The sequence below is a fragment of the Castellaniella sp. WN genome, assembly GCF_054457555.1.
Genome location: NZ_JBTKZC010000001.1, coordinates 2,017,633 through 2,043,021 on the forward strand (window position 1 = coordinate 2,017,633; position 25,389 = coordinate 2,043,021).

Here is a 25,389-nt window from a genome sequence, read left to right on the forward strand (position 1 = left end):
TGCGGCAGGTAAGGAACCTCTGAATAAGTCGAGCGGAAAGCGGGCGCTGTGGGTCGGGATGGGAGGCAAGGCGCGAACCGCAGCCATAGCCGTCGCTATGGCGAGGATGAGCAACGCAGCAGACCGCCCGAATCCACAGATGCACGCGGCGCGAGGACTTGTTCAGAGGTTCCGTGACCCTCGATTTTAGCCAATCGGTGCTAAAGTCCCCGGAATCCGCCTTCCAATCCCTCATTCTGGGTCCCTTCCGTGCCGGAATCGCCACAAACCCCCGCCCTGTCCGACCAGTTGCTGGCTACCGCCCGCGCCATCCGGGCGGTGCTGGGCGGCCAGTCCCTGTCGGATGCGCTGGAATCGGCCCCCGCCGCGCTGCGCCCCGCCGTTCAGGCCCTGTCCTTCCACGCCATGCGCCGGCTGGGCCATGCCCGCGCCGCGTGCGGACGGCTGGTGCCGCGCCGCCCGCCGGAACCGCTGGCCGGGGCCCTGATCCTGCTGGGCCTGAGCCTGCTGGAAGCCAGCCTGTGCCAGGCCGAAGGCGCCGAACAGCCGCCCGGCACGCCGATCTACCACGAGCACACCCTGGTCCATCAACTGGTCGAGGCGGCCGCCGCTGACCGCCGCACCCGGCCGGCCAAGGGTCTGATCAACGCCGTGCTGCGCCGCTACGGACGCGAACGCGCGGCGCTGCGGACCGCGCTGGCCGACCAGCCCGAGGCCGTCTGGAACCATCCCGACTGGTGGATCGCCGCCGTGCGCGACGCCTGGCCGGACGACTGGCGGACGATCCTGGCGGCCGCCGACCAGCCGCCGCCCCTGGCCCTGCGCGCCAACATCCGGCGCATCTCCCGGGACGCGCTGCGAGCGCGCCTGGACGAAGCGGGACTGGCCACCCGGCTCGCGGGCGAGGACGGACTGATCCTGGACACGCCCCGCCCCGTGCGCGACATTCCCGGCTACGCCGAGGGCTGGTGGTCGGTGCAGGACCCGTCGGCCCAACTGGCCGCGCGGCTGCTGCCGCTGCAAGACGGCATGCGGGTGCTGGATGCCTGCGCGGCGCCCGGCGGCAAGACGGCCCACCTGCTGGAACGCCACACGCTGCGCCTGACGGCGCTGGACAGCGACGCCCGGCGCCTGGAACGCGTGGGCGACAACCTGCGGCGGCTGGGCCTGGAATCCCCCGCCGTCGCCCTGCGCCGCGCCGACGCGTCCCGGACCGCGGACTGGTGGGACGGACTGCCCTACGACGCCATCCTGGCCGACGTGCCCTGCACCGCGTCGGGCGTGGTGCGCCGCCACCCCGACATCCGCTGGCTGCGCCGCGCGGACGACCTCGCGCGCACGGCGGCGCTGCAGGCCCGCATCGTGGACGCGCTGTGGCCGCTGCTGGCCCCGGGCGGCCACCTGCTGTACGCCACCTGCTCGGTCTTCCCCCAGGAAGGCGAGTCGCAGATCCGCGCCTTCCTGGACCGGCACCCCGAAGCGCAGCGGCTGCCGGCTCCCGGCCATATCCTGCCCGGCGGTCCCGGCCAGGGCGATGGATTCTTCTACGCCCTGCTGCGCAAGCTGGATGAGTCGGGACACAGGTCAGTCCCCGCGGACTGACCTGTGCCTGACGAATCCGAGCCGCTTGCAAGCGGCGAGGTGGAGAGATGTCCCGGCTGAAGACCAGCAGAGCCTGACGAATCCGAGCAACGTACAGGCCGCGAGGTGGACGGCGCCCACTACGGCTTGCGCTTTGGCGCGGGCTCAACAATACTGCGACTGTCCATGACTTTCCGTTCCGCCGCCGCCTGCGCATGCCACGCTTCCTGATCCTCCTGGCCTTCAGCCTCCTGTTCCTGGCGTCCCCGGCCGCCCGGGCCGAGAACGGCCAGGTCGTGCGCATCGAGCCGGTGCTGAGCCAGGGCCAGATCCTGCTGGATGCCGACATCGACTTCACGCTGAGCGACGAACTGCACGACGCCGCCCGCAAAGGTGTCCCGCTGTACTTCACGGCGGACCTGATCATCGAACACCCGCGCTGGTGGTGGTTCGACGAGACAGTCCTGTCGCTCAGCCATACCTGGCGCGTCCAGTACAACGCCCTGACGCGCCAATGGCGGGTCGGCACCGGCGACTTGTCCCTGCCGGCCACGGCCCTGGACGAAGCCCTGGACCTGGTACGCCACATCCGCGACTGGCCCCTCGGGGAAGCCGACCGCTTCAGCCCCGGCCAGACCTACCAGGGGCGGTTGCGGCTGCGGCTGGACACGTCCCGCCTGGCCCGCCCCTTCCAGGTCGACGCCCTCAACAGCGCGGCCTGGTCCCTGACGACTCCATGGAAAACATTCACCTTTTCGATCTCCGCCGAAACGCCCCGCGACTGATCCGCTGGGCGCTGCGCTCCGCGCTGGGGGTCGCCGCCGCCAGCGCGATCGCGCTGCTGGGCCTGCTGGTCTGGTCCACCGGCAACGCCTCGCGCTACGCGCAGCAGTACGACGTGCTGCTATTGCTCAACGGCGTGCTGGCGATCGCCCTGATGTCCTGGGTGGCCATGCTCGCCGTCCGGCTGCTGCGCCAGATCCGGCGGCGCCAGTTCGGCGCCCGGATGACCGCCCGCTTCACGCTGTACTTCACCCTGATCGGCATCCTGCCCGGCGTGCTGATCTACGTGCTGTCGGTGCAGTTCATGTCGCGCTCGATCGAATCCTGGTTCAACGTGCGTGTGGACACCGCGCTGGAGGCCGGCCTGAACCTGGGACGCGCCGCCCTGGACGCCCAGCTCGCCGAACTCAACGGCCGGGCACGCAACATGGCCCTGCGGCTGAACACCGCCAGCGACGCCGAGACCGCCCTGCTCATCACTTCGCTGCGCGCCGCCAACGAAATCGACGAGGCGATGGTCTTCACCGGCAACAGCCGCCTGATCGCCTTTTCCTCTTCGGCCTTCAGCCAGTTGCTGCCGGACCTGCCCCCCAGCAGCGTCATGAACCAGCTGCGGGTCGCCCAGGGCTATGCGGCGGCTGAAGCCGATGTGGCGGCCGGGGACGGGCCGACGAGCGACAGCCTGCACCTGCGCGTCATCATCCCGCTGGGCTCGACCGCCTCGGACCGGCTGGGCAACCCCATGAGCCTGGGCGGCGACTCTCGCTGGCTGCAGGTGATCCAGGTCGTGCCCGAGCGCATCGCCCACAACGCCAGCCAGGTCCAGCAGGGTTTCCGCGACTACCAGGAGCTGGCCCTGTCGCGCCTGGGACTGCGCAAGCTCTACGGCATCACCCTGACCCTGGCCCTGATTCTGGCCGTCTTCGCCGCCGTGGTCGTGGCGCTGGCCGTCTCGCGGCGCCTGGTGCGGCCTCTGCTGACCCTGGCCTCGGGCACCCAGGCCGTCGGAGTCGGCGACTACCGCCCCCTGCCCGAACCGCCCGCGCGCGATGAAGTCGGCCAGCTGACGCGATCCTTCAACGCCATGACGCGCCAGCTGGACGAGGCCCGCCAGATGGTCGACCGTCACCGCCGCCAACTGGAGCAAAGCAACCTGTACCTGGAGTCGGTGCTCAGCAACCTGTCCTCGGGGGTGCTGGTATTCGACCGCGCCTTCCGCCTGACACTGTTCAACCAGGGTGCCCAGACCATCCTGCACATCGACCTTCGCACCGTCCAGGGCCGCCCGCTGGAAACCGCCGACGGCGCCCTGCCGTTCGCCAGCCTGATCCGCCAGGCGTTCTCCGCCCACGACGCGGTCGAATCCACGCGCCCCTACTGGCAGCAGCAGTTCGAAGTCGAACTCCAGGCCGCGCCGGACAACGAACGCAAGAAGCACGTCGTCACCCTGCTGGCCCGGGGCACCCGGCTGCTCATGGACGGTCACGAGGACGGCTATCTGGTGGTATTCGACGACATCAGCGAAGTAATCTCCGCCAACCGCACGGTCGCCTGGGGCGAGGTCGCCCGTCGCCTGGCCCACGAGATCAAGAACCCGCTCACCCCCATCCAGCTGTCGGCCGAGCGGCTGGCCATGAAACTGGCCGACCGGCTAGCGCCGGACGACGCCGCCATGCTGCAGCGGTCCACCCAGACCATCGTCAACCAGGTCGCGTCCCTGAAGCGCATGGTGGACGATTTCCGCGAATACGCCCGCACGCCCCCGGCGCAGATGCAGGACATCGACCTGAACGCCCTGCTGATCGAAGTCCTGACCCTGTACGGCTGGGATCCCGCCGAGCCGGCCCCGCCTCAGGCCACCCCGGGCTCGGCCCGCTTCGACGCCCAGCTCGCGGCCGATCTGCCGCCGATCCAGGGGGACCCGGCCCAGCTGCGCCAGGTGATCCACAACCTGCTGGCCAACGCCCGCGACGCCGCCTGCCAGCACGCCGCGCCCGGCACGGCCGAGATCCACGTGCAGACCCGCCTGATCCGTCCGGACGACGAGACCGGACATGACCGCGTCCGGCTGACCGTTTCGGACAACGGCCCGGGCTTCGCGCCCGAGGTCCTGCACCGCGTCTTCGAGCCTTACGTGACGACCAAGTCCACCGGCACCGGACTGGGGCTGGCCATCGTCAAGAAGATCGTCGAAGAACACGCCGCCCAGGTGGACATTTCCAACCGGACCGAAGGCGGCGCGCGCGTTTCCATCCTGTTTTCCCGGCTGGCGGCCGAACCCGCCCGGCCAGGGCCCCTCTGAGCAAGTCATTCAGAGGGTCCCTAGACGCGCCCAGGCAAGCACACGATAATACGCAGAACACAAGGTGAGGTGATATGGCCAGAATTCTGGTGGTGGACGACGAAATAGGCATCCGCGAACTGCTGTCCGAAATTCTCTACGACGAAGGCCACACGGTCGAACTCGCGGAAAATGCGGCACAGGCCCGCGAATCCCGTCTCCGCCAGCGCCCCGACCTGGTGTTGCTGGACATCTGGATGCCCGACATCGACGGCGTCACCCTGCTCAAGGAATGGTCCGGCCAGGGGCTGCTGAACATGCCCGTCATCATGATGAGCGGCCACGCCACTGTGGATACCGCCGTCGAGGCCACCCGCATCGGCGCCGTGGATTTCCTGGAAAAACCCATCACCCTGCAGAAGCTGCTCAAGGCCGTCGCCGCCGGCCTGGCGCGCCCGGTCATCCCGGCCTCCATGCGCAGCCGCACCGAACGCCCGGCGACGCCCGATCCTGTCTTCACCCAGCCGCCCGCGCTGGCGGGCGGTCCCGCCGCCACGCAACCCATGGGCGCGGCACCCGCCGCCCCCGTCCACGACGATTCATACCTGGGCCGGATTTCACTCGACCAGCCCCTGCGCGAGGCCCGCGACGAATTCGAGCGGATCTACTTCGAATACCATCTGCTGCACGAGAATCACAGCATGACGCGGGTGTCCGAGCGCACCGGTCTGGAACGCACCCACCTGTACCGCAAGCTGAAACAGCTCGGCATCGATACCTCGCGCAAGAAATCGTCCGGCGGCTGAACAGCCACTACCCGCGATACGATCGCATGAACTCGGCCACCGTCTGGCGTCGCCCGCCGGGCTTCTGCAGCACCGTCACGCGCAGTACGCCGTCGGTGGTCGCCACGTCGATGCCGTCCGGCCCCATGCCCACGATCGCGCCAGGGGTCGGCGCATCGCGGCCAGCCGTACCGGCGGCCGGCAGGGCACGCGCCCCCCAGACCTTCACCGGCTGATCGAATCCAGGCAGCGCCATCGTCGTGCCGGGAAACGGATCGAAGGCCCGCACCCGGCGCGCCAGTTCCGCCGCCGGGCGGGAAAAATCCAGCGCCGACTCGGATTTCAACAGCTTGTCGGCGTAGCAAGCGCCGGCTGCCGGCTGGGGAACCGGCAACAGCACGTCTCCGGCCTCCAGCCGCGCAAGCACGTCCACGATGGCGCGCGCGCCATCGGCCGCCAGCCCGTCGTGCAGGCTGGCGCCGGTCTCGCCGGGCGCCAGAGGACGTTCCACCCGGTGCAGCATGTCCCCCGTGTCCAGGCCCGCGTCCATCTGCATGATGGTCACGCCGCTGGCGGCGTCTCCAGCCTCGATCGCGCGCTGAATGGGCGCCGCCCCGCGCCAGCGCGGCAGCAGGCTGGCATGGATGTTCAGGCAGCCATGACGCGGCAGATCCAGCACCCATTGGGGCAGGATCAGGCCATAAGCCGCCACCACCATGACCTCGGGCGCCAGATCCCGCAACGCGACCCGGGCCGCCTCGGCGTCCTCCGGATATTTGCCGTCCAGCCGCAGACTACGCGGCTGCAGCACGGGGAGGCCGGCGGACAGGGCGGCCTGCTTGACAGGACTGGGCACGAGTTTCATCCCGCGCCCCGAAGGGCGGTCCGGCTGGGTCAGCACGCAGGCGACCCGATGCCCCGCCACGATCAGGGCGTCCAGGGCCTGCCGGGCGAATTCCGGTGTTCCGGCGAAGGCGATGCGCATTCAGTGTCCTGTCTGATTGGTTTGGATGCTCAAATTGGTCAAACGCTAGTGTCCTGTCTGATTGGTTTGGTCACTTGAATTCGGATGCATGGGCTTGTCAGGCAAGGCGCAAACCGCAGCGATAGCCGGTGCTATCGCGAGGATGAGTCTGGACACGGAGCAGTCCCTGCGGACTGCTCCGTGCCTGACGAATCCGAACCGCTTGCAAGCGGTGAGGTGGACAAGCAACGCGGCATGGCCAGCCCAGGCACCGAAGGTAAGGATCGGAATTAGCCAGACAGGACACTAGACTCCGGCGGCTTCGCGCTGGGCCTCGCGCTGCTGCTTGCGCAAGCGCGTGCGGATGCGGTTCTGCTTGAGCACGGACAGGTACTCGACGAAGACCTTGCCCAGCAGATGATCCAGTTCGTGCTGCACGCACACGGCCAGCAGGCCCTCGGCGTCGAACTCGTAGGATTCGCCGCGCTCGTCCAGGGCGCGCACGTGGATGCGCGCGGCGCGCTCGACCTCGTCGTAGATGCCGGGCACCGACAGGCAGCCCTCTTCATAAACCTGGAGCTCTTCGCTCTTCCAGGTGATTTCGGGATTGATCAGCACGTGCAGATCGTTGCCGTCTTCCGAGACGTCGATGACCACGACCCGCTCATGGACGTCCACCTGGGTCGCGGCCAGGCCGACGCCGGGCGCGGCGTACATGGTTTCCGCCATGTCGCGCACCAGTTGACGAATGCGGTCGTCCACTTGCCGCACCGGCGCGGCGACCGTGTGCAGCCGGGGGTCCGGGTATTTGATAATGGGAAGCAGAGCCATGTCGAAAACCGTGACGATGATGCCAAAGCTCCATGATAAATCAGGACCATGGCGCAGGACAGGAACATCCCGCCCGCAGCGAACCCCGCCGGCTTTCGTGGCACACTGGCACGATCCCCGATCAGAGCGAACGAGTCCCGACGCGATGCCCCCGAACGCCCCCGAAACCGAACTGCGCGCCTGGATCCGCCTGAGCCTCGAACCCGAACTGGGCGCGGCCCGGATCCGCCTGCTCCTGTCGGTCTTCGGCATGCCGCAGAACATCGCCGCGGCCGCCACCGGCAGCCTGGCCCGCTATCTGGACCCGGCGCTGGCGGCCCGCCTGCGCCGGCCGCCCGAACCGGACCTCCAGGCCGGGATCGAACAGGCGCTGGACTGGCTGCGGACCGCGGATCACCACCTGCTGACCCTGGCCGACCCCCACTACCCGCGCGCGCTGTATGCGCTGACCGACCCGCCGCCGATCCTGTACGCCCACGGCCGGCTCGACATCCTGGACCACCCCATGCTGGCCATCGTCGGCGCGCGCCACGCCACGGCGGACGGCGAACGCAACGCCCACGCCTTCGCGCGCCACCTGGCCCTGCAGGGCTGGTGCGTGGTCAGCGGCCTGGCCAGCGGCATCGACGGCGCGGCCCACGCCGGCGCCCTGGACGCCGGCGAAGCCGGCGGCGGCACTCTGGCCGTCCTGGGCACGGGCATCGACCGGGTCTATCCGCCCGCCCATCACGCCCTGGCCCACCGCATCGCCACCCACGGCCTGCTGCTATCGGAATTCCCCCTGGGGACACCGGGGCTGCCCTTCCATTTCCCGCAACGCAACCGCCTCGTCGCCGCCCTGAGCCAGGGCGTGCTGGTGGTCGAGGCCGCCGCGCGCAGCGGTTCGCTGATCACCGCCCGACTGGCGGGCGAACTGGGGCGAGAGGTCTTCGCCATCCCCGGCTCCATCCACTCCCCCCTGTCGCGCGGCTGCCACGCCCTGATCCGCCAGGGCGCCAAGCTGGTCGAATCCGGACAGGACATCATCGAGGAGCTCCGGCAGGGTGCGCTGCCGGGCCTGCGAGCCATGCCGGCGCCGGGCGCGGAGTCCGGCTCCGCGACGCCCGATTCCGCACTTCCGGCCGCGCCGGACACTCCGGCCGATCCCGGCACGGTCGCGTCGGACCCTGCCGATCCCGCCACCGGCCCCGATGCGAACACCGCCCCGGAAGCCGACATGGATCCCGACGCCGACGCCCTGCTGCCGCGAATCGGCTTCGACCCGATCGATCTGGATACCCTGCAGGCGGACCTGGGCTGGTCCATCGACCGCCTGATGGGCCAGCTGACCTTGCTGGAAGTCGCCGGCCGGATCGGCCGGACCGGCGACGGCCGCTACCGGCGCGGGCCCCGGCCTCCGGCTGCGCTATGATGGACGCCTCTCCCGATCGGGGATCCCCACTGGACGAAATCCATGGCCGAACACATCAAGATCGTTGAAGTCGGGCCGCGCGACGGCCTGCAAAATGAAAAACAGTTCGTCGAGACCGCCATCAAGATCGAACTCGTCGACCGCCTGACCGCCGCCGGCTTCGCCAACGTCGAGGCCGCGTCCTTCGTCTCCCCGAAATGGGTGCCGCAGATGGCCGACGGCGCGGAAGTCATGGCCGGCATCGCCCGCCGGCCCGGCACGATCTATTCCGTCCTGGTGCCCAACCTGCGCGGCTTCGAGGGCGCACTGGCGGCCCGCGCCGACGAAATCGTGATCTTCGGCGCCGCCAGCGAAGCCTTTTCCCAGCGCAACATCAACTGCTCCATCGCCGAATCCATCGCCCGTTTCGAGCCCGTGGCCGCCGCCGCGAAAGAGGCCGGGATGCGCCTGCGCGGCAGCATCAGCTGCTCCCTGGGCTGCCCCTACCAGGGCGAAACTCCGGTGGCCGCCGTGGTCGACGTGGCCGAACGTCTGCTGCGCCTGGGCTGCGACGAAATCGACGTGGCGGACACCATCGGCGTGGGCACCGCCGCCCAGGTCGGACGCGTGATGCGCGCCGTCGGCCAGGTCGCCGACCTGGGCACCCGGGTCTCGGGTCATTTCCACGACACCTACGGCCAGGCCCTGGCCAACATCCTGGCGGCGCTGGACTGCGGCGTGCGCATCTTCCACAGCTCGGTCGCCGGGCTGGGCGGCTGCCCCTACGCCAAGGGCGCCACCGGCAACGTCGCGACGGAGGACGTGCTGTACCTGCTGCGCGGCCAGGGACTGCATACGGGCGTGGATCTGGACGCCGTCGTGGATATCGGCCAGTGGATCTCCGAACGCATCGGCCGCCCCACGTCCAGCCGCGCGGGCCGCGCCCTGGCCCTGAAGAAGGCCTGACGATGTCCCCCTTCGGCCGCCCCGCCCCCGAAGAACACGACGCCCTCATGGCCCGGATCGCCCCGCTGCCGCTGCGCGGCCGGGCCTGGCCGCGCTGGATCGCGGTCATCGCCTGGCTCATCATGGCCCTGATCGCCGTGCGCCTGGCCATCGTGCTGCAGCTCTCGCCCGAACAGGCGCTGCCCATGCCGGTCATCGCCAGCATCGTAGTGTGCTTCGGCGCCCTGCTCTGGATGAGCGTCCATATGTGGACCTCGGTCACGGAGGTCTCCGACTGGGGCATCCGCCAATCCTGGATCACGCGCCGCGAGGTGCCCTGGACCGAGATCCAGTCCACCAAGTTCATCCCGCTGTTCGCCTCGAAGAAGCTGGTGTGCTTCGTCCAGAAGGGCCGGCCCGTGACCTTCCAAGCCGGCACGCCGGAACTGCAGGCGGCCTTCGCCCGCATCAGCCTGGTGTACCGCAAGCGTACATGAACAACTAGACATGATCCGCACCCGACTGCGCAAGACCATCGGGCAGGAGCTGGCTGACGACCCCTATGCGCAAAAGGTATTTGGCGAACTGCTGCGGCAAGCCATCGCCGAGGCGGAGGCCATGTTCGACCATCCGTTGAAGCAGTACGCCCTGTTCAAGTCCTTCGAGAATCAGCTGGAAGCCCGTGCAACCCCGGATATGCCGGATGTGCTGGCAGACAAGCCGCACGCCAAGGCCTACTTTGGCGCGATGCGTCTGGTCCTGGGGGACGATCCTTTTGCCGCACTGAGCGGCGACACGATGGACAGGCTCGTGCAACAGGCGATCGCGATGGACACCGTGGTGCGTGATGCCGTGGCGAAGCACTCGCTGAACCCACAGAACATCGAGGCGGCCATCCGCAAGGGCTTGCTGCCCCTGCTGTTCGACACGCTCGGCCTGGACAACGCCAAGCGGGTGGTGGAGCAAGTCATCCAGATCACCCGTGTCGGACTGAACAGGTCTTGCGCATGCCGGCCACTGCGCGCCCCTCCCGGCACCGCATCGTCTATGGCGATGAAATCATTGCCTTCAGCCTGCGCCGTCAACCGTCGCGCACCGCGACACGCGTTGCCATTCATGTGGAACCGGATGCGAGCGGTGAATCACTGCACTACCTGGGCCGACGTTATCGTCTAAAGGTCATCACCGCCGCAGGGGCCAAGGCAGAGGCCCGGATGCGCGGCGCATTCATCACCGTGACGGCGCCCGATCATATTCCGGCCACGATCAGAGCGGCCTTGGATGCCTGGTATCGGCAGCGGGCACGGGCGGTATTCGCCGATCGACTGGCCGCGGTTGCGGCGCCCCTCCGATGGGTCAAACAGCTTCCATCCACGCGCCTGCGGTTCATGACCGTGCAATGGGGAAGCTGTTCCCCGTCCGGCCGCATCACGCTGAACCCGTTGCTGGTGAAGGCGCCACGCGAGTGCATCGACTACGTGTTGCTCCATGAGCTGTGCCATCTGCTTCACCACAACCACAGCCCCGGGTTTTACCGAACGCTGGATCGACACATGCCGAACTGGAAGGCGGTGAAGGAGAAGCTCGACAACATGGCGGAAGAGGTATTCCGCACCTAGAAAACGTCGAACGCAGTTCACCCTTCCGGAAACGGATGTCGATCGCAGGGCGCGGGTGGATCAGCGAATCGGGAGCGGATACAGCAGGCCGCCGTCCTTCCAGAGGGCGTTCAGGCCGCGCTGGATCTGCAGCGGGCTGCCCATGCCTACGTTGCGGTCGAACGATTCGCCATAGTTGCCGACCTGCTTGATGATGTTGTAGGCCCATTTTTCGTCCAGGCCCAGGTTCTCGCCCGCGCTGCCGGTCACGCCCAGCAGGCGCTGCACGTTGGGATCGGTGCTGCTTTTCGCCTGTTCATCGACGTTGGCCGAGGTCAGGCCGAGTTCCTCGGCGCCGGCCATGGCGTGGAAGCTCCATTTGACGATGTTCAGCCAGGCGTCGTCGCCCTGGCGCACGAAGGGCCCGAGGGGTTCCTTGGAGATGATTTCCGGCAGGATCACGTAGTCGGCGGGCTTGGACAGCTTGGAGATGCGGATCGAGGCCAGGCCCGAGGCATCGGTGGTGAATACGTCGCAACGGCCGGCCGCGAAAGCGTTGACGACTTCGTTGAACTGCTCGATCACCACGGGCTTGTACTGTACCTTGTGCGCACGCGCCCAGTCGGCCATGTTCTGCTCGTTGGACGTGCCGGTCTGCATGCAGACCGTGGCCCCGCTCAGGCCGCGGGCCGAGGTGATGCCCAGGGACTTGGGCACCATGAAGCCCTGGCCGTCATAGAAATTGATGGCGGCATGGATGGCCCCCAGCGCGGTGTCGCGCGACTGCGTCACGGTGGTGTTGCGGGCCAGCAGGTCGATCTCGCCCGACTGCAGGGCGGTGAAGCGCTGTTGCGCGTTCAGGGGCACGACCTTGACCTTGGTCGCGTCGCCCAGCACGGCGGCGGCGACGGCGCGGCACATGTCCACGTCCAGGCCTTTCCATTCGCCCTGGGTGTCGGGCGCCGAGAACCCGGCGAAACCGGTGGTGACGCCGCATTGCACGGCGCCGCGCTCCTTGACCACGGACAAGGTATCGGCCTGGGCCAGGGGCATGCCGGCGCCCAGCAGGACGGCCAGGCCGGCGATCATCTTGAGTCCACGCATGAAAAGTCTCCCTCGGGCTGCTTCACGGATTCGTACATAGTAACCGAGGCCCCCACGCTGCGCAGCCCTCGGCCGCTCGCATCCACCTCGCGGCCTGCATGCCGCCCGGATTCGCCAGACGCCGACCAGTCCGCAGGACTGTCCAGCGTCCGGGCTCATCCCCCCCAAGGGGGCGCTTTTCGCCTTGGGACGGCCCGGCGGCGAAAAGACATACTGAGCCACACCATCGCTCAATCGTAGCGCCGGACGTCCTCGATCACCTTGCCGTCGTTGGGCAGGCTGCCGGCCGCCACGATCTCGACGACGGCCCGCAGCTTGGTCTGCTCGCGCACCGTGGCGGCCACGGCCTCGACGTCGAGCATGTCGCCTGCCTCGACCCGCAGGGTCATGACGTCATGGCCCGCCTCGCCGGACACCACCAGGCGCGCACGCCCCACCTGCGGATGCCGGTCCAGCACACGGGCGATCTGCTCCGGATGCACGAACATGCCGCGCACCTTGGTCGTCTGGTCGGCGCGCCCCAGCCAGCCGCGAATGCGCAGATTGGTCCGGCCGCAGGGCGAGGCCCCCGGCATCAGGGCGGACAGGTCGCCGGTGCCGAAGCGCAGCAGCGGATAATCCGGGTTCAGGGTCGTGACCACCAGTTCGCCGACCTCGCCCTCGGGCACGGGCTGGCCGGTGCCGGGCCGGACGATTTCCAGGATCAGGTCCTCGTTGGCGACCAGGCCTTCACGCGCGGAGGTCTCGAAGGCCACCATGCCCAGGTCGGCGCTGCCGTAGGCCTGGAAGCCCTGGACACCGCGGTCCCGGAACCAGGCCTGCAGCGACGGCGGGTAGGCCTCGCCCGAGAACAGCGCCAGGCGCAGCGAAGGCAGCGCCACCCCCATCTCGTCGGCTTTTTCCAGGATGATGCGCAGGAAACTGGGCGTGCCGGTGTAGGCGTGCGGCGCCAGATCCGCCATGGCGCGCACCTGCTGCTCGGTCTGCCCGACCCCGCCGGGAAACACCGTGCAGCCCAGCGCGTGGGCTGCGGTCTCCATCATGGAGCCGGCCGGGGTGAAATGATAGGAAAAACAATTATGCACCAGCATGCCGGGGCGTACTCCCGCCGCATGCAGGGCGCGGGCGAACCCCCAGTAGTCCGGCCGCGACCCCTCGGGCTCGTAGATGGGGCCCGGTGAGGCGTACACCCGCCGCGCCTCGCCCCAGCCGACGGTGGAAAACCCGCCGAACACGCGCCGGCGCTCCGCATCGACGGTGGCACCCGGCGGCGCGATGCGGGCCGCGTGCTGGACCTGCAGCAATTCGCTCTTGCGCAGCACCGGCACGCGGGCCAGGGCCTGGCGGGAAGCCAGCGCCACCGGATCGATCCCCCGGAGCTGCCGCGCGATGGCCGGCGCCCGATCCCGAGCCCGCTCCAGGGCGGCGGGCAGGCGCTCGAACAGCAATCGCTCGCGCTCGCCGGCAGGTTGGGTTTCGCGCGCATCGTAGTATGCCTGCATGCCATTCCCCCGTGTCAGGCCAGCCAGCGCTTGCGCCGGCGATAGAACTTGGTGTCCCGGAAGCTGGTTCGACCCGCCCCCGAGACGCCCAGATAGAATTCCTTCACATCCTCGTTTTCGGCCAGCGCGCGGGCGGCGCCATCCATCATCACACGGCCGTTCTCCAGGATGTAGCCGTAGTCCGCGTAGCGCAGGGCCACGTTGGTGTTCTGCTCCGCCAACAGGAAGCTGACACCCTCGCGCTGGTTCAGGTCGCGCACGATCTCGAAGATTTCCTCGACGATCTGCGGCGCCAGGCCCATCGAAGGCTCGTCCAGCAGGATCATGCGCGGATCGGCCATCAGCGCCCGGCCGATGGCGGCCATCTGCTGCTCACCGCCGGACGTATAGCCCGCCTGGCTCTTGCGGCGCTGCTTCAGGCGCGGGAAGTAGCGGTAGACCCGTTCCAGGGCCGCGTCCAGGTCGGACCGCCCCAGGCGCCGCGTATAGGCGCCGGTGAGCAGGTTTTCCTCGATGCTCAGATGGGCGAAGCAGTGGCGGCCTTCCATGACCTGGACCACCCCGCGCTGTACCAGGTCGGCCGGCGACAGGGACTCGATGCGTTCCCCGCGATATTCGATCCCGCCCTTGGTGACCTCGCCGCGCTCGCCGCGCAACAGGTTGGAGATCGCCCGCAGGGTGGTGGTCTTGCCGGCGCCGTTGGCGCCCAGCAGCGCGACGATCCTTCCTTCCGGCACGGTCAGGGATACGCCCTTGAGCACCAGAATGACGTGGTTGTAGATGACCTCGATGCCGTTGACGTTCAACAGTACCGCGGGTTCGGACGCCTGTACGCTATCCATCGATTCCTCTCCCAGGGACCGCCCGGGGTCGGGCACGGCCCGGCCCCGGCGCGGCTTACTCGGCGGCGCAGTCGCGCGTCGGCAGTTTCTTCTCGGCGGCATACTTGTCGCCCAGAGACTTCACCAGCGGCTGCACATACTTCGGATTGGACTGGTACCAGTCGGACACGACGTCGAATTTCTTGCCGTCCCACTGGATGATGCGCGCCCAGTCGTCGCCCATATGGTTCTCGCACGAGGTCTTCACCGGCCGCATCAACTTGGCAAATCCAAGTTCTTCCAGGCGGGCCTGGTCCAGGTTCAGGTTTTCATACCCCCAGCGCACCTGCTCGGGCGTCATGTGCTTGCCCTTGCCGAACTTTTCCTGGGCGGTGCGGATGGCCTCGACCTGCAGCATGGAAATCATCATGCCGCGCGTGTAGGCCAGCGAGCCGAAGGTGCCGCCATCCTTGTCGGCGCCCTCGCCCTTGTCGTAGACGTATTTCTTCACGTCCTCGTGCACCCGGCCGTGCTCCGCGCTGTTCTGGATGGTAATGCCGTGGTAGCCCTTGGCGACGTCGCCCAGATCCTTGACGTCGGTCTCGGAGCTGGCCCACCAGATGCCGTACATCTTGTCCCGCGGGTAGCCCACGCCCTGGGCCTCGCGGATGGCGGTCGGAGTCATGATCCCGGCGCTCCAGAGGATCACGTAGTCGGGGCGGTTCTTGCGGATCTGCAGCCAGGTGGATTTCTGCTCGACCCCGGGAGCGGCCACCGGATAGAGCTGCAGGTCGAAACCATTGGCCTTGGCGCGTTCCTGGAGCAGCGGGATGGGCTCCTTGCCGAAGGGCGAGTCATGGTAGATCAGGGCGATCTTCTTGCCCTTGAGCTTGTCCTCGCCGCCCAGCTTCCTGGCAATGTCCTGGATCATGACGTCGGCCGCCGTCCAGTACGTGCCCAGCAACGGGAAGTTCCACTTGAACACCCGGCCGTCGGCCGACTGCGACAGGCCATAGCCCACCGTGACCACGACCTGGCCGTCGACGATCGCCTTGTCGGTCACGGCGAAGGTGATGCCCGTGGACTGGGTGTCGAAGCCGGACGCCCCGCCGTTCTTGTTCTTCAGGCGTTCATAGCATTCCACGCCCTTGTCGGTGGAATAGGCGGTCTCGCATTCCTCGTAGGAGATCTTGACGCCGTTGACGCCCCCGTCGCGCTCGTTGACGAGCTTCAGGTAGTCGATCTTGCCGTTGGCCCAGGGAATGCCCAGCGGGGCGAACGAGCCGGTCCGGTAGACCAGCAGGGGAACGAACTGCTCCTCGGCGGCCTGGGCCGGGCCGGCGATGCCCGCCAGTCCGGCGGCGGCCAGCAGGGCGGCGGCGGCGGTCTTCGTCAGTGCATGCTTCATCTGTAGCTCCTCCTGGTGCGTGTGGCACCTATCGTGTCAACAAAGAACGGGTCCGATCGAACGCCGCCCCAAAGCCCCCTTGATTCCTCAGTGGGGGAACGGCCAGATCCTGAGTTTTTCCTTGGCGATGCTCCACAGCCTGGCCAGACCATGCGGCTCCGCGATCAGGAAGAAGACGATCAGGAAGCCGAAAACCATGTGTTCGATATGCGAGGCCACGTCCACCGGCAGGTCCAGGCCCAGCCAGTGCGGCACGTTGGTCAGCAGCACCGGCACCAGCACCATGAAGGCCGCGCCGAAGAAACTGCCGATGATCGAGCCCAGGCCACCGATGATGATGATGAACAGCAGCTGCAGCGAGCGGTTCAGATCGAAGGCCAGGGGCTCCCAGGAGCCCAGGTGGACGTAGGCCCAGAGCGCGCCCGCCACGCCGATGATGAAGGAACTGACGGCGAAGGCGGTCAGCTTGGCGTACACCGGGCGGATGCCGATGACTGCGGCTGCCACGTCCATGTCGCGGATCGCCATCCACTGCCGGCCGATGGCGCCGCGCACCAGGTTCTTGGCCAGCAGGCCGATGACCGCCACGAAGCACAGCACGAACAGGTATTTCTGCGCAGGTGTCGTCACGGGCAGGCCGAAGGCCTCGAGCGCCGGGACGGACACGTTGCCCGAGGACGAATAGTTGGTGAAATAGGGAATGCGCAGGAAGGCCCAGTCCATGAAGAACTGCGCCGCCAGCGTCGTCACCGCCAGGTACAGGCCGCGGATGCGCAGGCTGGGCACGCCGAACACCACGCCCGCCAGGGTGGCGAACACGCCGCCCAGCAGGATCTGGACCACCAGCGGCAGGTCGAGCCGCACGCCGAAGTTCCAGGCTGCATAGGCGCCCACCGCCATGAAGGCCCCCGAGCCGATGGAGATCTGGCCGCAATAGCCGACCAGGACGTTCAGGCCGATGGCCGCCAGCGACAGGATCAGGAAGGGAATGAAGATCGCCTGCAGGAAGTAATCCGACGCCCCCAGAGGGATGGCGACGAAGGCGACCAGCAGCAGGCCGGCGATGAACCAGCGGTCCTGCCGGATCGGAAAGATCTGCTGGTCCGAGCGGTAGGAGCTCTTGAACTGGCCGTTTTCACGATAGAACATGGGCGGGGCTTCCTAGACGCGATCGATGATTTTTTCGCCGAACAGGCCCTGGGGCCGGAACAGCAGGAACACCAGGGACAGCACGTAGGCGAACCAGATTTCGATGCCGCCGCCCACGAAGGGCCCCAGATAGACCTCGGACAGCTTTTCGCCCACGCCGATGATGAGGCCGCCGACGATGGCGCCGGGCACCGAGGTCAGGCCGCCCAGGATCACCACCGGCAGCGCCCGCAGGGCGGCCGTGGACAGGGTGAACTGCACGCCGAATTTCGAGCCCCAGACGATGCCCGTGACCAGGGCGACCAGGCCGGCCACCGTCCAGACCACCACCCAGATGCGGTTCAGCGGGATGCCCACCGACTGCGCCGCCTGGTGGTCGTCGGCCACGGCGCGCAACGCCCGGCCCACGGTGGTGTACTGGAAGAAGAAGGCCAGCACCGCCACCAGCACGGCGGCGACGACGGCGGCCGTCAAGTCTTCCAGGCTGACCAGCACGCCGCCGTCGAACAGCGTGTCCAGGATGATCACGGGGTCCTTGGGCATGCCGACGTCGATCGAATACACCGAGCTGCCGAACAGGATCTGGCCGATGCCATCCAGGAAATAGCTGATGCCGATGGTGGCCATCAGCAGCGTGGTGGCCTCCTGGTTGACCAGGTGGCGCAGCACCAGGCGCTCGACCAGCACAGCCACCAGCCACATGAACAGGGCGCTGAGGACGAAGGCCAGCAGGTTGGCCAGCACGGGCGATCCGCCGCCCAGCCAGGCGTCGATCCAGCCCGACAGGCGGGCCATGGCGAGCGCCGCGATCAGCACCATGGCGCCCTGGGCGAAATTGAACACCCCCGACGCCTTGAAGATCAGCACGAAGCCCAGGGCCACCAGGGCGTAGAGCATGCCGCTCATCAGGCCGCCGATCACCGTTTCCAGAAAGAATCCCATTGCGACTCCTCGAGTAGCGTGAATAGACCCTAGTGGCTGGCGCCCAGGTAGGCCCGAATGACCTCGGGGTTGCCGCGCACCTCGTCCGGCGTGCCGTCGCCGATCTTGCGGCCGTAGTCCAGCACCACGACCCGGTCGGAGATGTCCATGACCACGCCCATGTCGTGCTCGATCAACACGATCGTGGTGCCGTATTCGTCGTTCACGTCGAGGATGTAGCGGCTCATGTCCTGCTTTTCCTCGATGTTCATGCCCGCCATGGGTTCGTCGAGCAGCAGGATGCGCGGTTCCATGGCCAATGCGCGGCCCAGGTCCACGCGCTTCTGCAGGCCATAGGGCAGACGGCCGACCGGGGTCTTGCGCCAGGCCTGGATTTCCAGGAAATCGATGATGTTTTCCACGACCTCGCGGTGGGCGATTTCCTCGCGCTCGGCCGACCCCAGCCGCAGCGCCTGCGCCAGCACGCCGCTCTTCATGCGCAGGTTGCGGCCCGTCATGATGTTGTCCAGCACGCTCATGCCCTTGAACAGGGCCAGGTTCTGGAACGTGCGGGCGATGCCCATTTCGGCGGCGCGGCGCGGATTCATCCGGGCGAACTGCCGGCCCTGCAGCAGAATGCGGCCTTCCTGGGGCGTGTAGACGCCGTTGATGACGTTCAGCATCGAGCTTTTGCCCGCGCCGTTGGGGCCGATGATGGCGCGGATCTCATGTTCGCGCACGTCGAAGGAAATGTCCGTCAGCGCCTTGACCCCGCCGAAGGACAGGGAAATGTTCTGCAGGTCCAGGATGACTTCGCCGATCCGTCCGGCCCGGCCGGCGGCGCCGTCCCGGGCCGTTTCCCGGGTCTGTTCCATCGCCAGTTCAGTCATTCAGGCCACCTTCTTCAGCGGTTCGGGCCGCGCCACGGCCGCAGGTTCGATGCGCAGGTCCGCGGAGATCCGGCCCGTGCGGCCGTCCTCGAACTTGACCTCGGTCTCGATGAACTGGCTCGGGCGACCCTCGAACAGGGCCTCGACCAGCACGGCGTATTTCTGCGCGATGAAGGCCCGGCGAACCTTGCGGGTACGGGTCAGCTCGTCATCGTCGGGGTCCAGTTCCTTGTGCAGGATCAGGAAGCGGCTGACCTGCGAAGCCGCCAGTTTCGGGTCCTGGGCCAGATCGGCGTTGATCTGCTCGACGCAATCGCGGATCAGGGCGTAGACCTCGTCCTTGCCGGCCAGGTCGGTATAGCCGGCGTAGGGCAGGCCGCGGCGCTCGGCCCAGTTGCCGACCGCCTCCAGGTCGATGTTGATGAAGGCGCAGACCTCGGGGCGGTCCGCCCCGAAGGCTACGGCTTCCTTGATGAAGGGGAAGAACTTCAGCTTGTTCTCGATGTACTTGGGCGCGAACAGGCTGCCATCGGCCAGATGGCCGACATCCTTGGCGCGGTCAATGATCTTGAGCTGGCCGTCGTTATCCAGGTAGCCCGCGTCGCCGGTGTGGTACCAGCCGTCCTCCGTGTAGGACTCGGCCGTCGCCTCGGGATTGCGGTAGTAGCCGGAAAACAGGCCCGGACTGCGCAGCTGGATCTCGCCGTTGTCGGCCACGCGGATGTCCACGCCCTCGCAGGGCGGACCGACCGTGTCGTCGCGCACCCGGCCGTTGGCCTGGACGCAGACGAAGACCGAGGTCTCTGTGGAGCCGTAGAGCTGCTTCAGGTTGATGCCGATGGAGCGGTAGAAGACGAACAGATCGGGGCCGATGGCTTCACCCGCCGTATAGGCCACGCGCACCCGGCTCATGCCCAGGGTGTTGCGCAGGGGGCCATAGATCAGCAGATCGCCCAGGGCGTACTTCAGGCGGTCGAGCGGGCCCACGCCCGCGCCGCCGTCCAGGATCCGGTCTCCCACCCGCCGCGCCAGGCCCATCGCCCGGCGATACAGCCAGCGCTTGAAGCGGCCGGCGTCCTCCATGCGAATCGTGACGTGGGTCAGCAGTCCTTCCAGCACGCGCGGCGGCGCGAAATAATAGGTGGGACCGATGTCGCGCATGTCGATCGACACGGTCTCGGGCGATTCCGGATGGTTCACGGTGAAGCCCGTGGTCAGGAACTGAGTGTAGGAGAACATGTTCTGTCCGATCCAGGCGGGCGGAAGGTAGGCCAGTACGTCTTCCCGATCGGTCAGCCCCTCGAAGCGCTCGATGGCCCGCGCCCGGTCGATGAGCGCGTGGTGGCTGAGCACCACGCCCTTGGGCTTGCCCGTGGTCCCGGAGGTATAGAACATCGCGGCCGTGCCCTCGGGGCGGATCGCGGCGATACGGCCGCCGATCTCGTCGGGCCGGCCATGGGCGCGCTCGTCGCCGCGCGCCAGCAGGGACTCCCAGGCCAGCAGGCGCGGATCGTCGTAATGGCGCAGGCCGCGCGGGTCGTCGTAGACGACGTGGCGCAGCGCCGGACAGCGGCCGGAGATTTCCAGCATCTTGTCGACCTGCTCCTGGTCCTCGGCCACCACCACGCCGACCTCGGCGTCCTGGAGCACGAAGGCCATTTCCTCTGCCACGGCATCCTGGTAGAGCGGCACGGGAATGGCGCCCAGGCACTGGGCCGCCATCATCGCCATGTACAGCCGGGGACGGTTCTCGCCAACGACGGCGACGTGCTCGCCGGCCTCGACCCCCAGGGCGGCCAGTCCCGAAGCCACGCGCCGGACTTCGGCGGCCACCTGGGCCCAAGTCAGCGTCTGCCAGATACCCAGGTCCTTTTCCCGGATGGCGGGCCGCGCGCCACGCGCCCGCGCATGGTGCATCAGCAGAGCGGGGAACGTCGTCGCGGCGGTGGTTTCCTGTACCATGATGTCTCCTGGCCTCGTCCGGATCATGTGGCCCGCGGGGCCTTCAGTGCGCATCTGACGGGCGATGTCGCGGACTAAGGTACAGGCTGCGACGCCCCCCGACTGTCGCACATATGACATTCGATCTCGATCTAGGGTAAGTCCCCATGAACCTGACTCAGGCTTTGCCGGCGCACGCCGCCTGGTTCGACCTGCTCGACGACGAACAGCAGGCGCGCGTCCTGCAGGACACCGCCGTGGCGCACGTCGAGGCCGGCACCATCGTCGAGCACAAGGGCGTGATCGCCTGTTCCTGGATCGGCGTGCTCGAAGGACTGGTGAAGGTTTCGGTGGGAAACGCCGACGGCAAGCTGGCCTCCCTGACCGGGGTGCCGGCCGGCGGCTGGATCGGCGAGGGCTCGCTGCTGAAGCGGGAAGCCCGCAAATACGACATCATCGCGCTGCGCCGCAGCACCATCGCCCGCCTGCGCGGCGACACGTTCTACTGGCTGCTGGACGCCAGCATCCCCTTCAACCGCTACCTGCTGCACCAGTTGAACGAGCGGGTGGCGCAGTTCATCGGCAAGGCCGAATACGACCGCCTGCTGGCCCCCGACGCCCGCGTGGCGCGCTGCCTGGCGGAGCTGTTCAATCCGCTGCTGTACCCCGGCAATTCCATGCGCCTGGAAATCACGCAGGAAGAAATCGGTTTCCTGGCGCGTATTTCCCGCCAGCGCACCAACCAGGCCCTGCGCACGCTGGAAGCCGCGCAACTGCTGAGGGTCGAATATGGCGCCGTCCAGGTGCTGGACCTGGACGGACTGAAAGGCTACGGGCTCTAGTGTCCTGTCTGGCTAACGATCATGGTGGTAGGCACCACCCCTGAAGATGAAAGAGACTTTGGGGTGGAAGGTGTTGGGTGAAGGTCGTAAAAGTTTTTGGCGGCTCGACCCCGCGGCTAACGTGACCGGCCGGACTGACTCGCACCCCGGATTGCTTCCCTAGAGAGCGCACGCTAAACAGGCCGTTGGCGACATGTCGCCTTCAGGCACGTTCAGTCCCGGCACCCGCCACCTTCCACCCTTAAGTCTAATCGACAGGAGGTGGTATGGAACTGGGAGCGTTATACAAACGGGTGATCGGTCTGGACATTCATCAGGCGCAGATCACGGCCTGTGCGCTGATCGAGGAAGCAGACGGCTGCGCACGCATCGAGCAACGTCAATTCGGCGCGTTCAAGCGAGACCGTCGGGAACTGGCCGACTGGGTGGCGTCACTACGCCCCGACGAAGTCGTGATGGAGAGCACCGGCATTTACTGGAAGAGCCCGTATGCGGCACTGGAAGCGCGTGGCATCTGCGCCAAGGTGGTCAATGCGCGACATGTGAAGAACGTGCCGGGCCGCAAGACCGATGTGGGTGATGCCCACTGGTTAGCGACGCTGGCGCGAGCGGGATTACTGCGCGGCTCGTTTGTACCGCCGGCCAAGCTGCGGGAACTGCGCCTGATCGCCCGCCAACGACAGAAACTTGTCGGGCAACTGGCCAGCGAGAAGAACCGTCTGCACAAGGTGCTCACCGATAGCGGCGTGCGCCTGGGGGTGGTGGTCAGTGATCTGCACGGCCAGTCGGCACGCGCCATGGTCAAGGCGATCATCGCCGGACAAGCGCCGCAGGAGGTGCTCAAGCTTGCCAGTCGCCGCCTGAAGGCCAGCCGCGAGGAAATCTTCGACGCCCTGCAAGGCGACCTGACGGCCAGCCATCACTTCGTCCTGGATGAACTGATGCAGCATGTCGAGGAAATCGAGGCCCGTATCGTTCGCTTCGATACCCGGCTGCTCGCCGAACTGAAATCCGAACACAACGCCTTGGCCCTGCTGCAAACCATTCCCGGCGTCGATCAGATCGGGGCTGCCATGCTGTTGGTCGAAATCGGCTCCGACATGGATGTCTTTGGTAGTGCCGATCGTCTTGCCTCCTGGGTCGGCATCTGCCCCGGCAACAACGAATCAGCCGGCAAGCGTAAATCCGGTCGTGTTCGCAAGGGCAATCTGTATGTCCGGCGCCTGTTGTGCGAGTTCGCTCACGCCGCTAGCCGTACTCAATCCGTCTTCAAATCGAAATTCCAGGCCTTGATGGTGCGCCGTGGCTATAAACGGGCCATCATCGCCATCGGCCACAAAATACTGCGAACGATCTTCTTCATACTCCAGCGTGGCGAACACTACCGGGACAGCGCCACCGACTATGAGGCCCTATCCGTTCAACGCAACGCTCCACGCTGGATCAAGGCTCTGACCAAGTTCGGATTTATCCAACCTGCCAGCGCCTGAGCCGCACCGCCCTAGCCCTTACAGCCTTCGATGGCTGGGGGGGCGCTCGGTCAGAAATGCCTGTCTTTCACGCTAATTCTGATCCTTACCTTCGGCGCCTCGTCTCCCGGCCTCATCGGCCACGCTACTACCCCCTGTGTCAGACTAGTTGTCGCATCGGATTTGGAACGATTAGATGAATTTGACGACCTACAGCACGGCCTTCAAAGAGGAGGCGATCCGCAAGACCCTGCAGCGCGGCACGCGCACGGTGGCTGACATGGCCCAGGAGTTGAACATGTCGGTCCATACGCTGAAGAACTGGATTCGCAATCCGAAGATGGCTCATTTGCGCAGGCAATCCTCAGAAGAGGCCCCCGCCAGTCGGTGGACATCCGCACAGCGGCTGCAGGCCCTGCTTGAGACCCATTCTCTGGCCGAAGAGGCGCGCAACGCCTGGTGCCGGGAACGGGGCATCTTCGCCCATCAGCTCACGGCCTGGAAGCATGAGCTCGAACAGTCGGGGAACAAGCCCGCAGCCGATATCCAGGAGCTGCGTCGGCTCAAAGAGGAACTGGTTGGCGTGCGCCGTGATTTGGCCCGCAAGGACAAGGCGTTATCGGAGGCGGCAGCCCTGCTGGTACTGCAAAAAAAATACCAGGCGCTGTGGGAGGACGAGGACAAATGACCTCACTGACACAGCGCCGACAGATCATGGCATTGATTACTGAGGCGGTCACGGCTGGTGCTCGACAGGCACGCGCCTGTGAAGCAATCAATCTGAGCGCACGCACACTGCAACGTTGGCGGCGGGCCCCGGAGCAAGGCGATGGGCGCCCCACGCGGGTACAGCGGCCCTGCAACCGCCTGAGCGATGCCGAGCGTGATCGCATCCTGCGGGTGGTCAACAGCAGCGAGTACGGCCACCTGCCCGCTTCTCAGATCGTGCCACGCCTGGCGGATACGGGGGTCTATCTGGCCAGTGAATCGACGATCTACAGGCTGATGCGTACCGCCGGGCAACTGGTGCATCGCACGCCTGATCGCACGCCTGGCCCGGTGCATCGGCCTCGGGCGCTGACGGCTACTGCGCCAGGGCAGCTCTTCAGCTGGGACATCACCTATCTGCCCGCCACCGTGCGGGGCCAGTACTACTACCTGTACCTGTTTCTTGACCTGTTCAGCCGTCACATCGTGGGCTGGCAGGTCTATGACACCGAGGACAGCGCCCGTGCCAGTGAGCTGATGCGCGATATCTGCCGCCGCGAGGGCATCCTCCCAGGGCAGGTGGTGTTACACAGCGACAATGGCTCCCCGATGAAGGGCGCCACCATGCTGGCGACACTACGGGAGCTGGGTGTGGCGCCATCGTTCAGCAGGCCAGCGGTGAGCAATGACAACCCGTACTCAGAGTCCTTGTTCAGGACTCTGAAGTACCGCCCCCGCTACCCTCGCAAGCCCTTCACCGGTCTGCTGGCTGCCCGGGCCTGGGTCGGTGAGTTCGTGCGCTGGTACAACACCGAGCACCGGCACAGCGCTATCGGCTTCGTGACGCCTGAGCAGCGTCACTGTGGGCGCGATCGCGGCCTGCTCGAACGGCGCCATGCCCTCTATCGGGCGGCCCGCGAAAAGCACCCGGAGCGCTGGAGCGGCAGGACCCGCAACTGGACAAGAGTCGACGAGGTCTTCCTCAACCCGCAGAAGGGTCACGCGTCCTGTGCCAAGCGAAATTCAGACCTCAAGCGGGCGGCTTGAGTCACTCAGAAAATGCGACAGATAGGTTGACAATCACCGACTACGACTACTATGACCTCTGCTGAGACCTCGCCCCGGCTCGACGCCGTTACCCTTTCAGGATCAAGGCGAGGCGTCCCCATACATGGACGCCCCCGGTTTGCCAAGCTTTCAATTCGGGTATTGCGCACCCACTTTCACGCTTATGCCTGTCGGATGTACGCCGCATCGTTCCGGACAAGTATCGGGCTTTGACGAGTTTGGCCGCCTTACCCCAATACAGCGCCTCATCCGCTTCCTGCGCGTCAGGCCAGCGCTTTGCCATCCGGCTTCCTTCAGACTCGCAGTCACCCGCGAAACCCTTGCCGTAGGCTCACTCTTCCCCTTGTCGGGCGAGTAAGGGACTTGCACCCTCCAGTGGGTGCGCCCTGCCGGGCGCACAAAAAAAAG

Annotated in this window: 21 protein-coding genes and 1 pseudogene; 12 read left to right on the forward strand and 10 right to left on the reverse strand. The window is 66.9% G+C overall.

Annotated features, from left to right (window positions below):
- Positions 1-249: 249 nt before the first annotated feature.
- The 4 genes from rsmB (at position 250) to ACTPOE_RS09435 (ending at position 5,451) form a co-directional block, all read left to right on the forward strand.
- The gene (gene rsmB, locus ACTPOE_RS09420) at positions 250-1,602 is read left to right on the forward strand and encodes a 16S rRNA (cytosine(967)-C(5))-methyltransferase RsmB (protein WP_458871955.1); all 1,353 of its coding nucleotides are present in this window, start codon (positions 250-252) and stop codon (positions 1,600-1,602) included.
- Between the two features lie 194 nt (positions 1,603-1,796).
- Entirely contained in the window at positions 1,797-2,366 is a 570-nt protein-coding gene (locus tag ACTPOE_RS09425; protein ID WP_458871956.1) for a DUF4390 domain-containing protein, read from the forward strand.
- On the forward strand, positions 2,366-4,666 hold the full coding sequence (locus tag ACTPOE_RS09430) for a sensor histidine kinase (protein WP_458872799.1): 2,301 nt from the start codon (positions 2,366-2,368) through the stop codon (positions 4,664-4,666). The genes ACTPOE_RS09425 and ACTPOE_RS09430 overlap by 1 nt, the downstream gene beginning before the upstream one ends.
- A gap of 74 nt (positions 4,667-4,740) precedes the next feature.
- On the forward strand, positions 4,741-5,451 hold the full coding sequence (locus ACTPOE_RS09435; RefSeq protein WP_458871957.1) for a response regulator: 711 nt from the start codon (positions 4,741-4,743) through the stop codon (positions 5,449-5,451).
- A 7-nt stretch (positions 5,452-5,458) separates the two neighbouring features.
- On the opposite strand, the gene fmt is transcribed toward ACTPOE_RS09435, so the two are convergent.
- Together fmt and def are read right to left on the reverse strand one after the other, a co-directional pair.
- Entirely contained in the window at positions 5,459-6,415 is a 957-nt protein-coding gene (fmt, locus tag ACTPOE_RS09440) for a methionyl-tRNA formyltransferase (RefSeq protein ID WP_458871958.1), read from the reverse strand.
- A 285-nt stretch (positions 6,416-6,700) separates the two neighbouring features.
- Complete coding sequence (gene def / locus ACTPOE_RS09445; protein WP_458871959.1) at positions 6,701-7,225, reverse strand: peptide deformylase; 525 nt, start codon at positions 7,223-7,225, stop codon at positions 6,701-6,703.
- A gap of 145 nt (positions 7,226-7,370) precedes the next feature.
- Between def and dprA the strand changes: the two genes are divergently transcribed.
- The 5 genes from dprA to ACTPOE_RS09470 are packed head-to-tail and all read left to right on the forward strand — an operon-like array spanning position 7,371 to position 11,179.
- On the forward strand, positions 7,371-8,636 hold the full coding sequence (gene dprA / locus ACTPOE_RS09450) for a DNA-processing protein DprA (protein ID WP_458871960.1): 1,266 nt from the start codon (positions 7,371-7,373) through the stop codon (positions 8,634-8,636).
- 42 nt (positions 8,637-8,678) lie between these two features.
- Positions 8,679-9,581, forward strand: coding sequence for a hydroxymethylglutaryl-CoA lyase (locus tag ACTPOE_RS09455; protein WP_458871961.1), 903 nt, complete (start codon positions 8,679-8,681; stop codon positions 9,579-9,581).
- 2 nt (positions 9,582-9,583) lie between these two features.
- Positions 9,584-10,057 carry a hypothetical protein gene (locus ACTPOE_RS09460; protein ID WP_458871962.1) on the forward strand — a complete coding sequence of 158 codons (474 nt, stop codon included), beginning with the start codon at positions 9,584-9,586 and terminating at the stop codon, positions 10,055-10,057.
- A 10-nt stretch (positions 10,058-10,067) separates the two neighbouring features.
- Positions 10,068-10,736 (forward strand): hypothetical protein, encoded by a 669-nt coding sequence (locus ACTPOE_RS09465; protein ID WP_458871964.1) that lies wholly within the window; start codon positions 10,068-10,070, stop codon positions 10,734-10,736.
- Complete coding sequence (locus tag ACTPOE_RS09470) at positions 10,679-11,179, forward strand: M48 family metallopeptidase (RefSeq protein ID WP_458871966.1); 501 nt, start codon at positions 10,679-10,681, stop codon at positions 11,177-11,179. Before ACTPOE_RS09465 ends, ACTPOE_RS09470 begins: the two co-directional genes overlap by 58 nt.
- Before the next feature lie 60 nt (positions 11,180-11,239).
- On the opposite strand, the gene ACTPOE_RS09475 is transcribed toward ACTPOE_RS09470, so the two are convergent.
- The 8 genes from ACTPOE_RS09475 to ACTPOE_RS09510 all read right to left on the reverse strand — a co-directional run bounded on the left by ACTPOE_RS09475 (position 11,240) and on the right by ACTPOE_RS09510 (position 20,915).
- Positions 11,240-12,262, reverse strand: a complete 1,023-nt coding sequence (locus tag ACTPOE_RS09475; RefSeq protein ID WP_458871967.1) for an amino acid ABC transporter substrate-binding protein — start codon at positions 12,260-12,262, stop codon at positions 11,240-11,242.
- Between the two features lie 230 nt (positions 12,263-12,492).
- Positions 12,493-13,764 (reverse strand): phenylacetate--CoA ligase family protein, encoded by a 1,272-nt coding sequence (locus tag ACTPOE_RS09480; protein ID WP_458871968.1) that lies wholly within the window; start codon positions 13,762-13,764, stop codon positions 12,493-12,495.
- Between the two features lie 14 nt (positions 13,765-13,778).
- Positions 13,779-14,606 carry an ABC transporter ATP-binding protein gene (locus ACTPOE_RS09485; RefSeq protein WP_458871969.1) on the reverse strand — a complete coding sequence of 276 codons (828 nt, stop codon included), beginning with the start codon at positions 14,604-14,606 and terminating at the stop codon, positions 13,779-13,781.
- 55 nt (positions 14,607-14,661) lie between these two features.
- Positions 14,662-15,993, reverse strand: a complete 1,332-nt coding sequence (locus ACTPOE_RS09490) for an ABC transporter substrate-binding protein (RefSeq protein ID WP_458871970.1) — start codon at positions 15,991-15,993, stop codon at positions 14,662-14,664.
- Between the two features lie 87 nt (positions 15,994-16,080).
- Entirely contained in the window at positions 16,081-17,142 is a 1,062-nt protein-coding gene (locus ACTPOE_RS09495; RefSeq protein WP_458871971.1) for a branched-chain amino acid ABC transporter permease, read from the reverse strand.
- Between the two features lie 12 nt (positions 17,143-17,154).
- Positions 17,155-18,084 carry a branched-chain amino acid ABC transporter permease gene (locus ACTPOE_RS09500; protein WP_458871972.1) on the reverse strand — a complete coding sequence of 310 codons (930 nt, stop codon included), beginning with the start codon at positions 18,082-18,084 and terminating at the stop codon, positions 17,155-17,157.
- A gap of 29 nt (positions 18,085-18,113) precedes the next feature.
- On the reverse strand, positions 18,114-18,953 hold the full coding sequence (locus tag ACTPOE_RS09505; protein ID WP_458871973.1) for an ABC transporter ATP-binding protein: 840 nt from the start codon (positions 18,951-18,953) through the stop codon (positions 18,114-18,116).
- Complete coding sequence (locus ACTPOE_RS09510) at positions 18,954-20,915, reverse strand: AMP-dependent synthetase/ligase (protein WP_458871974.1); 1,962 nt, start codon at positions 20,913-20,915, stop codon at positions 18,954-18,956.
- Positions 20,916-21,061: 146 nt separating this feature from the next.
- On the opposite strand from ACTPOE_RS09510, the gene ACTPOE_RS09515 reads away from it, so the two are divergent.
- The 3 genes and pseudogenes from ACTPOE_RS09515 (at position 21,062) to ACTPOE_RS09525 (ending at position 24,960) form a co-directional block, all read left to right on the forward strand.
- On the forward strand, positions 21,062-21,736 hold the full coding sequence (locus ACTPOE_RS09515; RefSeq protein WP_458871975.1) for a Crp/Fnr family transcriptional regulator: 675 nt from the start codon (positions 21,062-21,064) through the stop codon (positions 21,734-21,736).
- A 266-nt stretch (positions 21,737-22,002) separates the two neighbouring features.
- Entirely contained in the window at positions 22,003-23,226 is a 1,224-nt protein-coding gene (locus tag ACTPOE_RS09520; RefSeq protein ID WP_458870713.1) for an IS110 family RNA-guided transposase, read from the forward strand.
- Between the two features lie 175 nt (positions 23,227-23,401).
- Positions 23,402-24,960, forward strand: a pseudogene (locus ACTPOE_RS09525) (IS3 family transposase).
- Positions 24,961-25,389 lie beyond the last annotated feature (429 nt).